Source organism: Rhodanobacter sp. IGA1.0 (assembly GCF_040208325.1).
Taxonomy (GTDB): domain Bacteria; phylum Pseudomonadota; class Gammaproteobacteria; order Xanthomonadales; family Rhodanobacteraceae; genus Rhodanobacter; species Rhodanobacter spathiphylli.
This window is the reverse complement of record NZ_CP157948.1, coordinates 3,062,332-3,075,651: the sequence shown is the minus strand read 5'-3', so window position 1 is coordinate 3,075,651 and position 13,320 is coordinate 3,062,332. Positions and strand designations below refer to the sequence as shown.

General features: G+C 67.1%; 9 protein-coding genes. 4 read left to right on the top strand and 5 right to left on the bottom strand.

Annotated features, from left to right (window positions below):
• Positions 1 to 4 precede the first annotated feature (4 nt).
• Complete coding sequence (locus tag ABNK63_RS13925; RefSeq protein WP_350015966.1) at positions 5 to 901, bottom strand: type II CAAX endopeptidase family protein; 897 nt, start codon at positions 899 to 901, stop codon at positions 5 to 7.
• Positions 902 to 986: 85 nt separating this feature from the next.
• Positions 987 to 2,588, bottom strand: coding sequence for a peptide chain release factor 3 (locus ABNK63_RS13920; RefSeq protein WP_007807645.1), 1,602 nt, complete (start codon positions 2,586 to 2,588; stop codon positions 987 to 989).
• Between the two features lie 285 nt (positions 2,589 to 2,873).
• Here ABNK63_RS13920 and ABNK63_RS13915 point away from each other — a divergent pair, with 285 nt between their 5' ends.
• From ABNK63_RS13915 to ABNK63_RS13900, 4 genes are all read left to right on the top strand, one after another.
• On the top strand, positions 2,874 to 3,440 hold the full coding sequence (locus ABNK63_RS13915) for a manganese efflux pump MntP family protein (protein WP_007807647.1): 567 nt from the start codon (positions 2,874 to 2,876) through the stop codon (positions 3,438 to 3,440).
• A gap of 131 nt (positions 3,441 to 3,571) precedes the next feature.
• Entirely contained in the window at positions 3,572 to 3,736 is a 165-nt protein-coding gene (locus ABNK63_RS13910) for a hypothetical protein (RefSeq protein WP_350015965.1), read from the top strand.
• Between the two features lie 14 nt (positions 3,737 to 3,750).
• The gene (locus ABNK63_RS13905) at positions 3,751 to 7,911 is read left to right on the top strand and encodes a response regulator (RefSeq protein WP_350015964.1); all 4,161 of its coding nucleotides are present in this window, start codon (positions 3,751 to 3,753) and stop codon (positions 7,909 to 7,911) included.
• Between the two features lie 91 nt (positions 7,912 to 8,002).
• Positions 8,003 to 9,163 (top strand): two-component system response regulator, encoded by a 1,161-nt coding sequence (locus tag ABNK63_RS13900; RefSeq protein ID WP_007807651.1) that lies wholly within the window; start codon positions 8,003 to 8,005, stop codon positions 9,161 to 9,163.
• Positions 9,164 to 9,222: 59 nt separating this feature from the next.
• On the opposite strand, the gene ABNK63_RS13895 is transcribed toward ABNK63_RS13900, so the two are convergent.
• From ABNK63_RS13895 to ABNK63_RS13885, 3 genes are read right to left on the bottom strand one after another with little or no spacing between them, the layout of a single operon-like run.
• Complete coding sequence (locus tag ABNK63_RS13895) at positions 9,223 to 9,942, bottom strand: response regulator transcription factor (protein ID WP_350015963.1); 720 nt, start codon at positions 9,940 to 9,942, stop codon at positions 9,223 to 9,225.
• Complete coding sequence (locus tag ABNK63_RS13890; protein ID WP_350015962.1) at positions 9,939 to 11,384, bottom strand: ATP-binding protein; 1,446 nt, start codon at positions 11,382 to 11,384, stop codon at positions 9,939 to 9,941. The genes ABNK63_RS13895 and ABNK63_RS13890 overlap by 4 nt, the downstream gene beginning before the upstream one ends.
• A gap of 42 nt (positions 11,385 to 11,426) precedes the next feature.
• Entirely contained in the window at positions 11,427 to 13,304 is a 1,878-nt protein-coding gene (locus tag ABNK63_RS13885) for a potassium transporter Kup (protein ID WP_350015961.1), read from the bottom strand.
• Positions 13,305 to 13,320 lie beyond the last annotated feature (16 nt).

Genomic DNA, 13,320 nt, shown 5'->3' with positions numbered 1-13,320 from the left:
CCGCTCAGCGGCGTGAGCGCAACGGAACGATCGAACCCCGACGCAGGGCCATCACCAGCAGGCCCACCGTGCACAGTGAACACAGCGCGAGCGCGACCACCGAAGCCTCGGCCCCGAACACGCCGCCGCTGAGCCAGTCCGGGCCGCTGCGGGTGGATACCAGCCAGCCGTCAGCGTCAGTGCCCGAAACGGGGATGCCGTAGATCGTGCCCTGGGTGAAGTTCCACGCCGCGTGCAGGCCCATGCACAGCGGCAGCGAGCGGGTCACGTGGTACAGCAGGCCGAACAGCAGGCCGGCCTCGATCGCGATCGCCAGTGAACTCCACAGCGTGGCGCCGGGATTGCCCAGGTGCACGGCGCCGAAGAACAGCGCCGAGATGATCAGCGCGGCCCAGGTGCCCATGCCTTCCTCGACGATGCGGAACAGCACGCCGCGGAACATGATCTCCTCGCCGATGCCCGCACCCAGCCCCACCACCAGCAGGGCCGGCAACCATGCCGCATCCGGGTTGGTGCCGGTCACCTGGTAGCTGCCCAGCAGGTACATCACGCCGACGATGATGCTGAAAAGCACCACGCCGAACGCCACGCCCAGCAGGCCTTGCGGCAGCAGCGTGGCTGGCGCCAGTTCGCGCATGCGCCGGCGCTCGATCCATTTCACCAGGATCAGGTAAACCAGCAGCGGGATCAGGGCGCGGATGACGAACTGGCCGAACGCGCGTTCCAGCGGCGGTGAGGCCTTGCCCAGACCCAGCAGGTGCAGCACGGCGCCAGCGGCAAAACTCAGCGCGATGAACAGCGCGATGAAGATCACGATGCGCGCACCGGCCGAATACACCAGCCAGCGTTTCCACGGAGGTGCATCGGCGGGCGTGACGAAGGCGATGGCTGGCTGCGGCATGTGCTGGTTTCCCCCGGTTGGAATCAGCGCAGGTTAGCGGTCAGTCGCCGGGTTGCCCAGTGACGACCGTCATGCCGCCGGGAATTCAGACGTCGACGGCCGCCGCGTGCTCGCGCGTGTTGGCGAAGCGCACCTGTGGCCAGCGCTCCTGCGCCAGCTGCAGGTTGACCCGGGTCGGCGCGATGTAGACCAGTTCGCCGGCGCCGTCGATGGCCAGGTTCATCGCGTTCTTCTCGCGGAACTCGTCCAGCTTCTTCTCGTCGTCGCAGTGCACCCAGCGCGCGGTGCTGACGGTGACCGGCTCGAAGGTGGCGTCGACGTTGTACTCGTCCTTCAGCCGATAGGCGACCACCTCGAACTGCAGCACGCCGACCGCACCCAGGATCAGGTCGTTCGACATCAGGGGGCGGAAGAACTGGGTCGCGCCCTCCTCGGACAGCTGCGCCAGGCCCTTCTGCAGCGCCTTCATCTTCAGCGGATCGCGCAGCCGGGCGCGACGGAACAGTTCGGGGGCGAAGTTGGGGATGCCGGTGAAGGAAACCTGTTCGCCCTCGGTGAAGGTGTCGCCGATGGTGATGGTGCCGTGGTTGTGCAGGCCGATCACGTCGCCGGGGTAGGCCGTTTCGACGATCTCGCGATCACTGGCCATGAAGGTCAGCGCATTGGCGATGCGCACTTCCTTGCCGGTGCGCGTCTGCACCATCTTCATGCCGGCGTTGTAGGTGCCCGAACACACGCGCATGAAGGCCACGCGGTCGCGGTGAGCCGGGTCCATGTTGGCCTGGATCTTGAACACGAAGCCGGACAGTTTTTCCTCTTCCGGCTCGATCGTCCGCGAGGTGGTGTCGCGCGGCTGCGGCGACGGCGCGTGCTCGACGAAGAAGTCCAGCAGCAGCTGCACGCCGAAATTGTTCACCGCCGAGCCGAAGAACACCGGCGTCTGCCGGCCGGCCAGGTATTCGTCGAGGTCGAACGAGGGCGCCGCGCCCTGCACCAGCTCGAGTTCCTCGCGCAGTTCGCGCATGGCTTCCTCGCCGATCCGCTCGACCAGGCCCGGCGCGTCCAGGCTCTTGAAGATGGTGGAATCCTGCCGGGTGAAATTCTTGCCCTGCTCGAACACGTGGACCTCGTCCAGCGCCAGGTGGTACACGCCCTTCAGCCGCTTGCCCATGCCGATCGGCCAGGTCAGCGGGGCGCAGGCGATGCCCAGCACCGACTCCACCTCGTCCAGCAGCTCGATCGGCGAGCGGCCCTCGCGGTCGAGCTTGTTGATGAAAGTCATGATCGGCGTGTCGCGCAGGCGGCACACCTCCATCAGCTTGATCGTGCGTTCCTCCACGCCCTTGGCGCAGTCGATCACCATCAGCGCCGAGTCCACCGCGGTCAGCACGCGGTAGGTGTCCTCGGAGAAGTCCGCGTGTCCCGGCGTGTCGAGCAGGTTGACGATCTTGCCCTCGTAAGGGAACTGCATCACCGACGAGGTCACCGAAATCCCGCGCTCCTTCTCCAGCGCCATCCAGTCCGAGGTGGCGCTGCGCGACGTCTTGCGGCTCTTCACCGAGCCCGCCAGCTGGATCGCGCCGCCGAACAGCAGCAGTTTTTCGGTCAGCGTGGTCTTGCCCGCGTCAGGATGGCTGACGATGGCGAAGGTACGGCGACGGCGGGTTTCCTGGAGATGGCTGGACATGGAGATGTGTCGTTGGGGACGCGAACCGGCAATTGTAGCGTGGAATGCCGACAGCCCCGGCCGCCGTGTTACCCTTGCCGACGGTTGTGCCGGACATCCCGGCTCATCCATACCCCTTGGGGAGTAGCCTGCCTCGTCGCGACGAGGCGTCTTCGTCAACATGCTCGGCGTCCATCCGCCGTGGCGAGGACACCGATCCCGGTTGGCGAGACCAGCGGTTCACGGCGCCACGGAGGTCGGGCGCGTCGTGCTGCCGTTGCGCCTGGCCCGACCACAAGGCATTGCATGAATCCCGTTTCCATCCTGCTGCTCGGCTTCGCCATGTCCACCGACGCGTTCGCCGCGGCGATCGGCAAGGGCGCGGGCATGGCGCGCCCGCGGCTGTCCCAGGCCATGCGCGCCGGTCTGATCTTCGGTGTCATCGAGGCGATCACGCCGGTCGTCGGCTGGCTGCTGGGCCGGGGCGCCTCGCGCTATATCCAGGCCTGGGACCACTGGGCCGCGTTCGCCCTGCTGCTGGCGCTGGGCCTGCACATGATCTGGAACGGCGTGAAGCCGGAGGCGGACGAGCCCGTGGACGAAACCAGAAAGCATGGCTTCGTCGGCCTCGCACTGACCGGCCTGTCCACCAGCATCGACGCGCTGGCGGTGGGCGTGGGCCTTGCCTTCGTCGACACGCCGATCGCCGTGGTTGCCGTGGTGATTGGCCTGTGCACGTTCACCATGGTCACGCTGGGCATCATGCTGGGTCGCGTGCTCGGTGCGATGGTGGGTCGACGCGCCGAGGTGATCGGCGGCATCATCCTGATCGGCGTGGGCGCGGTCATCGTGTACGAGCACCTGTCGGCCTGAGCTCGCGCCGGCGTGGGTGCTGCGCGCAGCCCCACTTTCATGGCGCATGCACGACCGGCATGTGAACGTGGAGTGGCAGCGCGCGTGACACGATCGCGCATGCAATCTCGGTCGCGTTGCGGGGAGGTCACATGGGCACGAAGCTGCGAGGAAAGGCTGTCCCGATCCTGTCGATGGGCCGCGTCACGCCGACGCGCATCATCCCTGGCAGCGCAGCCGCCGTGGCGGTGGCCGTGTCCGACACGACGGTCGCGGGTTTCGCAACGGGTGTGCTCGCGGGCCCGGGCCACCAATGAAGTCCCTGCCGGAAGTGATTTCGTTCGTTCGGGAGCGCGGCAATCGCGTCACCGCGTTCCGCAACTGGTTGCCCCTGGTCGCCGCGTCGAGCGCGATCGTCATCGTGCTGTTCAGCGTCGTGGCGGCCAACCGGATTCGCGTGCTCGACCAGCAGTCGGTGCGCTCCCAGCTCAAGGCCAGCCTCGATGCCGCGGCCGATCTGCTGCAGGTGCTGTACAGAAACCAGATCGAGGCTACCTCTGCCATCGTGAAGGACCCCGAGCTGGTCGCCCTCACCCGGGCACTTTCGCGGAGTCCGGCAGATGCCGGCGCGCGCTCGATGGCCGCCGCCTGGGCGGCCCGGCGCCAGACCCAGTACGGCTTCAGGATCTACGTGCTCTACAGCCCCGCGGGAAAGATCCTCGCCGTGGATGAGCCGGTGCATGTCGGCGACACCTCGCAAGTGCTGACCGCGATGCTGCCCAGGCTCGCCGCCGACGGCTTTGCCGTGTCCGCGCCGTTCCGCGCGACCAAGCTGTCACCGCAGGCGAAGGCCGCAGGCGACCGCGACTTCGTGCAACTGGCCTGTCGCACCGTGGCTGACGGGCCGCAGGTGCTGGGCTACTTCTGCCTTGGCTCCAACCCGCGCAAGTTGCTGTTCCCCCTGCTGGCGGCAGGCTGGCAGGGGGAGACCGGCGAGGCGATGCTGATCGGTCGCGATGCGCGCTTGCGCACGCCGAGCCGCTTCGAGTCGGCTTTCCAGGGAAACCTGTCGACGCCGCAGGGCAATCATGTCAGCCGGTTGTACGCTCGCGTGCCATCGGACCGCCCGGCGACATCGGGCAAGCTGCCGCTTCCGCTGGACAGCGATCCGCCGACGCAGCTGGCGCAGGCAGTCCTGGCCTCGAACGGCGGCGAAAGCTGGTTCATGGACGACTACCTCGACTACCGTCGGGTGCCGGTGGTGGGGGCGGGCCAATGGTTGCGGGAAATGAATCTTGGCCTGATCGTGGAAATCGACGAGTCCGAAGCGTATCGGCCTTCCCGGTTCGCGGCGTTCTGGGTCTACGCCCTGGCGGCGACCGCGGTGACCTTGTTGCTGCTGCTGTCGTATCGCGACGCACGCCTGCGACGCGACATGCAAGGCAGCGAGGCACGCCTCGCCAGTTTTTTCAGCAACGCCCCCGCCTACATGTGCATCCAGGCCGCCGATGGAAGGTATGTGCAGACCAACTCGCGATTCGATGCGATCGCGCCGCTGCTCGACATCTTCGTCGATGCCGCGGGCTACGAAACCACCGAGTCGGAGCATCGGGTTCAACGCGAGCGGCAGCGTGACGAAGTGCTGCGGAAGCGCGAGCCCGCGCGATTCGACATCAGCTTCACCGATGCCCAGGGCGAGACCAGACACCACCAGCTGGTGCGGTTCCCCATCGAGGTGTCGGGTGAAAAGGCGCCAGTGGGCGTGGCCACCGTCGGCGTGGACAACACCATCGAGGTTCGCGCGAGCGAGGCGCTGCGTCGCTTTGCCGACGAACTGGAGGCCAAGGTCGGCGAGCAGACCGTCAAGCTGGCGGGTGAGCGCGAGCGTCTCCAGAAGATCCTCGACACCAGTCCGATCAATATCGACTTCTCGGTGGACGGGAAGATCAAGTTCGCCAATCCGCGGTTCATGAAGACCTTCGGCCTCGGCCCGGGCGACGACTGGCGTCGTCTGTATGTGGACTTGCGCGAACGCGAAGACCTGATGGAGATCATCCGGCGCGACGGCTTTGCCAGGAACGCGGAGACCCACCTGTTTGTCCGCGACGGCAGCATTCGCGACATGCAGGGTACCTATGTTCCGCTGTCATTCGATGGCGAGGACGGCATCATCGGCTGGCTGGTCGACATTACCGAGCGCAAGCGCGTCCAGGGCGAGGTGCTGCGGGCGAGGGACATCGCCGAGGAGGCGACCCGCGCCAAGAGCGACTTCCTTGCCAACATGAGCCACGAGATACGTACGCCGATGAACGCGATCATCGGCATGTCCTACCTGGCCCTGCAGACCGCGCTGGACCCGCGCCAGCGCAACTACATCGAGAAGGTCCACCGCGCCGCCGAGAACCTGCTGGGGGTGATCAACGACATCCTCGACTTCTCGAAGATCGAGGCGGGCAAGATGACCATGGAGTCGGTCGACTTCCGCCTGGAGGACGTGATGGACAACCTTGCCAACCTGGTCGGCCTGAAAGCCGAGCAGCGCAACCTCGAATTGCTGTTCGAAATCGCGCCGGACGTGCCCACCGCGCTGGTCGGCGATCCGCTGCGGCTGGGGCAGGTGCTGGTCAACCTGGGCAACAACGCGGTCAAGTTCACCGAGAAGGGCGCGGTCGTGGTCAGTGTCGAGAGGGTTGCCCAGAGGGGTGACCAGGTCGAACTGCATTTCCAGGTGCGCGATTCGGGGATCGGCATGACCAGCGAGCAGGTCTCGGCGCTGTTCAGGTCGTTCTCCCAGGCTGACAGCTCGACCACGCGCAAATATGGCGGCAGCGGCCTCGGTCTGGCCATTTCGCGCAGGCTGGTCGGCATGATGGGTGGCGAGATATGGGTCGACAGCGAGCCGGGCCAGGGCTCGACCTTCCATTTTCATGCGCTGCTGGGTGTGCAGGCCATGCCCTCGCTTCGCCCCGAACTGTATGCCGACGATCTCAACGGATTGCGCTTGCTGATCGTCGACGACAACCCCGTGGCACGGGAGATCCTGGCAACGATAGCCGCCGAGTTCGGCGTGGACGTCGATACCGCCAGCGGTGGTGGCCAGGCACTGGTGATGATTGCCGAAGCTGCAGCGGCAGCCGGCGGCCATCCCTACGACGTGGTGCTGATGGACTGGAAAATGCCGACGATGGATGGCGTGGAAGCCATTCGCCGCCTGCAGGAATACACGGCCATGACTTCCTTCCCCGCGGTCATCATGGTGACCGCCCATGGTCGCGATGAAGCACTCGATGCCGCGGCGAAAAGCGGGGTTCGGGTGCAGGCCGTGCTGACCAAGCCGGTGACCTTCTCGTCGCTGTTCGACGCCGTGGTCGAGGCGCTGGGCAAAGGCCGGGTGGTCGATTCCCGCGTCCATCGCAAGGCCGAACGCAACAGCGAGGCCTTGCGTCAGCTGCGTGGCGCCCGCGTGCTGCTGGTGGAGGACAACGACGTCAATCAGGAACTGGCCAGGGAGATCCTGGCCCAGGCCGGGATGGAGGTGGTGGTTGCCGGCCACGGCCAGGAGGCGCTCGACATCCTTGGCCGGGACAGCCGTTTCGACGCGGTGCTGATGGACTGCCAGATGCCGGTGATGGACGGCTACGAAGCCAGCCGGGCCATCCGCGCCCAGCCGGCGCTGGCGGGCATGCCGATCATCGCGATGACCGCCAACGCGATGATCGGCGACCGCGAGAAGGTCATCGATGCCGGCATGATCGACCACATCGCCAAGCCGCTGCGCGTCGCCGACATGTTCGCGACGCTGGCGAAGTGGATCAGGCCGGCTGCTTCGTCGGTGGTCGCGCGGAAGGGCACCGTGCCGGCGCAGGGCATCGCGTCGTCCGCCATCAGCGCTCCGACTGCCGGCCGGCTGCCGCCGTTGCCGGGCATCGACGCGAAGGCCGGCCTCGCCGCGGCGATGGACGACGTGGCGCTGTACACGCGGCTGCTGACGATGTTTCGCGACGGTCAGCGGGATTTCGAGACGCGCTTCGTGAAGGCGTCGGAGCAGGGTGACCCGGTCGATCGGCAGCGGGCGGCGCATACCCTGAAGGGCCTCGCCGGGACCCTGGGCGCACGCGAGCTGCAGGCGTGTGCCGCCGCACTCGAGCTTGCCTGTATCGACGATGCGGAGCCGGACCGCATCGCCGATCTGTTGCGGCGCACCTGCGTGGAACTGGACGAGGTCCTGGCCGGGCTGGCCGTCCTGACCACGCACGAACCGGAGGCGCTGGCCGCGTCGGCCGGTGCAGACCCGGAGTACCTGCAGGGACTGATCCAGCGCCTGCGCATCCTGCTGCTCGATGGCGACGCGGAGGCCACTGCGGTGATCGAGGAGATCCTCGGCCTCACCGTCGGGGCGTCACATTCATCCGTCTTTCACGACGTGGCGCGCGCCATATCGGCGTTCGACTTCGATGCGGCGCTGACGGCGCTCGACGCGCTTTCGCAGTGACTCGCCGAACACAGATTCTTTCCCCGGAGCCCTCGGGTGTATGTTAGACAGGGTCTCAGGGAATGCAGCCGCGAAGCAACGGAGACAGGCAATGAGCGAATCGGAAACTCGGGAAGTCGTGCTGGTCATCGACGATACCGCGGAAAACCTCGCCCTGATCAGCGAGGTGCTGCGCGGGGAGTTCAAGGTGAAGGTCGCCCCTGGTGGTGCGCGCGGATTGCAGCTGGCGCAGGCGTCGACGCCGCCGGACCTGATCCTGCTCGACATCATGATGCCGGAGATGGACGGCTACGAAGTGCTGCGGCAGCTTCGGACGGACCCGCGGACGCGGGACATCCCGGTGATCTTCCTGACCGCGATGAGCTCGGTCGAGGAAGAGCGTCGCGGCCTGGAGCTGGGCGCCGTCGACTACATCACCAAGCCGATCAGTCCGCCGCTGGTGCAGTCGCGCGTGCGCAACCATTTGCAGCTCAAGGCGGCGCGCGACTTCCTGAAGTACAAGAGCGAGTTTCTGGAGCGCGAGGTGCAGCGGCGCACGCGGGAAGTCACGATGATCCAGGAGGTGACGATCCGCGCCCTGGCATCGCTGGCCGAAACCCGCGACAACGACACCGGCAACCACATCCTGCGCACCCAGCATTACGTGAAGCTGCTGGCGCAGAAGCTCGCCCGTCACCCGCGTTTCGCCGCCTTCCTGACCGAGGGCACGATCGACCTGCTGTTCAAGTCGGCACCGCTGCACGATATCGGCAAGATCGGCATTCCCGACCGGATTCTGCTCAAGGCGGGCAAGCTGACGCCGGACGAATTCGAAATCATGAAGATGCACACCACGCTGGGCGGCAACGCCATTGCCAACGCGGAACTCGCCATCGGCGAGGAGATCGGCTTCCTGCGTTATGCCAAGGAGATCGCCTACAGCCATCAGGAATGGTGGGATGGCAGCGGCTACCCGAAGGGCCTGAAGGGGGAGGAGATTCCCATTTCGGCGAGGCTGATGGCCGTGGCGGACGTGTACGACGCACTGATCAACAAGCGCGTCTACAAGCGGGCGATATCCCATGAAGAGGCGGTGCAGGTCATCCGCGAAGGGCGCGGAACGCACTTCGACCCGGACGTCGTCGATGCCTTCCTCGGCTGCGCGGACGGCATCCGCGAGATCGCGAACCGCTACAAGGAATCGTCGCAGGTGCTGGTGCGGCAGGCCGAGCGGATGATCACGGACCTTGGCGGCGAAGAGATCGAGATGTAGGCAAGCAGCGAGGCCGCGAGCCGGTGGGTGCGGCAGGGACGCTGCCGGTCTGCACGACTTCAGCCAGGCGGCGATTCGCCGCTGCCTTCCAGGAAGCGGTATCCCACGCCCGGTTCGGTCTTCAGCCAGCGCGGCGCGGCCGGATCATCGCCCAGCTTCTGGCGCAGGCGGCCCAGCACGATGCGCAGGTAGTGGGTGTCCTGCACGTGGCTGGCCCCCCATACCTCGCGCAGCAACTGCTGCTGGCTGACCACGCGGCCGGCGTGGCGCAGCAGCAGCGCGAGCACGGCGTATTCCTTGCGCGTCAACGCGACCCCTTGGCCATCGAGGCTGACTTCACGTCGAGCCAGGTCGATCGCCAGATGGCCGTCGTCATACCGCGGCGGCACGTCGGTCGCGGCGGTTGCGGGATGGTGGCGCAGCAGGGCGCGCAGCCGGGCCATCAGCTCCTGCATGCCGAACGGCTTGGTCACATAGTCGTTGGCGCCGTTGTCCAGCGCGCGCACCTTCTCGCTCTCGGCGTTGCGCACGGACAGCATCAGCACCGGCACCGAGCTCCACTGGCGCAACTCGGCCAGCACTTCGTGGCCTTCGCGGTCGGGCAGGCCCAGGTCGAGGATGACCAGGTCGGGCGCTTGGGTGGTGGCGAGTGCAAGACCTTCCGCGGCGTTGGCCGCCAGCAGCACCTGATATCCCTCGGCGCGCAGGCCGATGTCGAGGAAGCGGCGGATCTGCCTCTCGTCATCGATCACCAGCACGCGTGGCGCGGCAGTGTTCAAGTGCTGGTCTCCGGTGCAGGTGGCAGTGGCAGGATGATGCGGATGGTGGTGCCGCCACCGGCCGTGGGCAAGGCTTCCACGCTGCCGCCATGCGCGCCGATCATGCCGCGGCAGATCGACAGTCCCAGCCCGGTGCCCTTGTTGCCGCGGTCGCCACGCGAGACCGAACAGAACATGTCGAAGATGCGCGCGCGCTCGTCCGGCGGAATGCCGGGGCCGCGGTCGATCACGTCGATCCGCAGCTGCTCGCCCATGGCGCCGGCCTCGATGCGCACGGCCTCGCCCGGCGGGGAGAAGTGCGCGGCGTTCTCCAGCACGTTGAACAGGGCCTGCTCGATCAGTGCCGGATGCACGTAGAGCAACACCGTATCCGGCGGCAGCCCGGTCTGCACCGGCTGTTCCGGAAACAGCCGGTGCAGCCGGTCGGTGGCGGCAACCACCACTTCGGTCACATCGACCCAGTCACGATGCAGTTTCAGGGTGCCGTGGCCCAGCCGGGTCATGTCCAGCAGGTTCTGGATGTAGCGATCGAGCCGCTGGCCCTCGTGCAGGATCGCCTGCAACAACTCCTGCCGTTCGCCCCGCGGCAACTGTGTTTCGTACATGGCCAGGGTGTCGGCGGCGCCGATCATGCAGGCCAGCGGCGAACGCAGATCGTGCGAGACCGAGGAGAGCAGGGCATTGCGCAGGCGCTCCGTCTCGCCTTGCACGCGGGCCTGCTCCAGCTCGTCGGCCAGCCTGGCGCGTTCCAGTGCCAAGGCGATGTCCTGGCCCATGGCCACGGCCAGCTCGCGCCGCTCGGCATCGGGTTCGCCCGGCTCATGCGCCGCAAACACGACCGCACCATGGTCATGCGCGCCAACGATCAACGGAATCACCCATTCGCCGTCGAGACCGGCGCCGGGGTCGACGGACGCAACCTTGGCGGCGGGGTCCCCGGCGGCAGGCTGCATGCGTGCCGTCGCACCGATGGCTTGCGTCAGCGCCTGCGAACCAACCTGGCGAATCCCTGCTGCATCGGCGGCGGCTGCCAGTTGCTTGCCAAGCTGCAACAGCGTGCGTGCCCGCAGCTGGGCGGCACGCAGCGAGACGACCTGGCTGGACAGCCGGGTGGCCATGCGGCTGCAGACCAGGGCGACGATCAGGAACAGGCCGATCGCCAGCACGTCGTCGGCGCTGGCGACTGCCAGCGTGTGGCGCGGCCGGGTGAAGAAGAAGTTGTCGCCGATGAAACAGAGCACGGCGGTATAGACGGCCACGGCCATGCGCTTGCGCACCGCAACGGCAAGCACCGCGGTCAGCAGGATCAGCGACAGGTTGGCGATCGACAGGTAGCGGTCGGCGACGAAGGCCAGCGCAAAGGCCGCCAGCGTGACCATCGTGGCAAACAGGTAGTCGGCCACGACCGAACCGCGCCGGCGGCGTGACGCCGGCTCATGCATGCAGCAGGCGCCCCGGTGCGGGGGGTGCTGGTTGGCGTCGCGTCATATCTCCACCTCCGATCCGAGCTCGATGCGCCGGTTGCCAGGAATCTGGAAGAACGCCGTCGCGGACAGCGCATTGTGCGCCATGAAGGCGAACAGGCGGTCACGCCACGCCGCCATGCCGTGGGCGTGGCGGCCCGCCACCACGGTCTCGCGCGACACGAAGAAGGTGGTTTCCATCATGTCGAACGGCAGGCCGGCCGGGCCGCATTGCGCCAGCCGCAGCGGTACATCCGGGTCCTCGCCGAAGCCGAAGCGCAAGCGCAGTCGGATGAATCCTTCGCCCAGCGCCGTCCATTCGAACCATTCGGCCGGGTCGGCCCGGGGCGTATCCAGGGTCTCCACCGTGAGCAGCACGTTGCGTTCGTGCAATACCTTGTTGTGCTTGAGGTTGTGCAGCAGTGAGCTGGGGATCGACTCGGGGTTGGCGGTAAGGAACACGGCCGTGCCGGGCACCCGTATCGCCGGGTGATCCGCCAGGTTGCGGATGAACGGCGCCAGCGCCAGGCCGCCCTGCTGGATTTCGCGCACCACCAGCTCGCGCCCGCGGCGCCAGGTGGTCATCGCCACGAAAACGCCCAGGCCCAGCGCCAGTGGAAACCAGCCGCCGTGCTCGACCTTGACCAGGTTGGCGCTGAAGAAGCCAAGGTCCACGGTGAGCAGGCAGGCGCCGGTGGCGAGCACCGCGGGAAGAGGCCAGCGCCACTGATGGCGCGCCACCACCAGGGCCAGCAGGGTGGTGATGACCATGGTGCCGGTGACCGCGATGCCGTAGGCGGCGCCCAGGTTGTCCGACGAGCGGAAGCCGAGCACGGCCGCCACGATCAGGACCAGCAGGACCCGGTTGATCCACGGCACGAAGATCTGCCCCGCCATCTCGTGTGACGTGTGCACGACGGGCATGCGTGGCATGTAGCCCAGCTGCATCGCCTCGCGCGTCATCGAGAATGCACCGGAGATCACCGCCTGCGAGGCGATCACGGTGGCCGCGGTCGCCAGCGCGATCATCGGGTACAGCATGGACCGCGGTACCAGGTGGTAGAACGGATTGGCCACCGCAGCGGGGTCGTGCAGGATCAGCGCGCCCTGGCCGAAGTAGTTCAGCACCAGCGCCGGCAACACGAAGGTGAACCAGGCCAGCTGGATCGGCCGCTTGCCGAAATGGCCCATGTCCGCATACAGCGCCTCCGTGCCGGTGACCGCCAGCACCACCGCTCCCAGCGCGAAGAAGGCTTCGGCCTGATTGCGCAGAAAGAAGTCGAAGCCGTAGCGCGGGCTGAGCGCCAGCAGGACTTCCGGGTTGCGGGCGATACCCAGCACGCCGAGCCCGGCGATGCTGAGGAACCAGACCGCGCAGACCGGGCCGAACACGGCGCCGATGCGGTGGGTGCCGTGCTTCTGCAGCCAGAACAGGCCGACGATGACGCCGATGGTGATCGGCACCACCCAGCGTTCAAGCGCGGGCGCGGCCACTTTCAGCCCCTCGACCGCCGACAGCACCGAGATCGCCGGGGTAATCACGCCGTCGCCGTAGAACAGCGCAGCCCCGAACAGGCCCAGCGCAATCAGGCTCATGCGCAGGCGTGGCACGTGGCGCGCGCTGCGCTGGGCCAGCGCCAGCAAGGCCATGATGCCGCCCTCGCCGCGGTTGTCGGCGCGCATGATGAACAGCAGGTACTTGATCGACACCACGATGATCAGCGACCAGAACACCAGGCTCAGCGCGCCCAGCACATTTGCCGCAGAGGCCGGCACGCCATGGGCGCCGAACACTTCCTTCAGCGTGTACAGCGGGCTGGTGCCGATGTCACCGTAGACCACGCCCACGGCGCCGAGCGCCAGCGCGGCGAGGCGGCGTTTCTGCGGAGAGTTGCTCATGCGCGCTGGTCGGTGG

What these genes read in the sequence shown, in the direction of transcription:
- ABNK63_RS13925 (WP_350015966.1), bottom strand. Translation starts at nt 901, where the DNA reads ATGCCGCAGCCAGCCATCGCCTTCGTCACGCCCGCCGATGCACCTCCG.
- ABNK63_RS13920 (WP_007807645.1), bottom strand. Translation starts at nt 2,588, where the DNA reads ATGTCCAGCCATCTCCAGGAAACCCGCCGTCGCCGTACCTTCGCCATC.
- ABNK63_RS13915 (WP_007807647.1), top strand. Translation starts at nt 2,874, where the DNA reads ATGAATCCCGTTTCCATCCTGCTGCTCGGCTTCGCCATGTCCACCGAC.
- ABNK63_RS13910 (WP_350015965.1), top strand. Translation starts at nt 3,572, where the DNA reads ATGGGCACGAAGCTGCGAGGAAAGGCTGTCCCGATCCTGTCGATGGGC.
- ABNK63_RS13900 (WP_007807651.1), top strand. Translation starts at nt 8,003, where the DNA reads ATGAGCGAATCGGAAACTCGGGAAGTCGTGCTGGTCATCGACGATACC.
- ABNK63_RS13890 (WP_350015962.1), bottom strand. Translation starts at nt 11,384, where the DNA reads ATGCATGAGCCGGCGTCACGCCGCCGGCGCGGTTCGGTCGTGGCCGAC.
- ABNK63_RS13885 (WP_350015961.1), bottom strand. Translation starts at nt 13,304, where the DNA reads ATGAGCAACTCTCCGCAGAAACGCCGCCTCGCCGCGCTGGCGCTCGGC.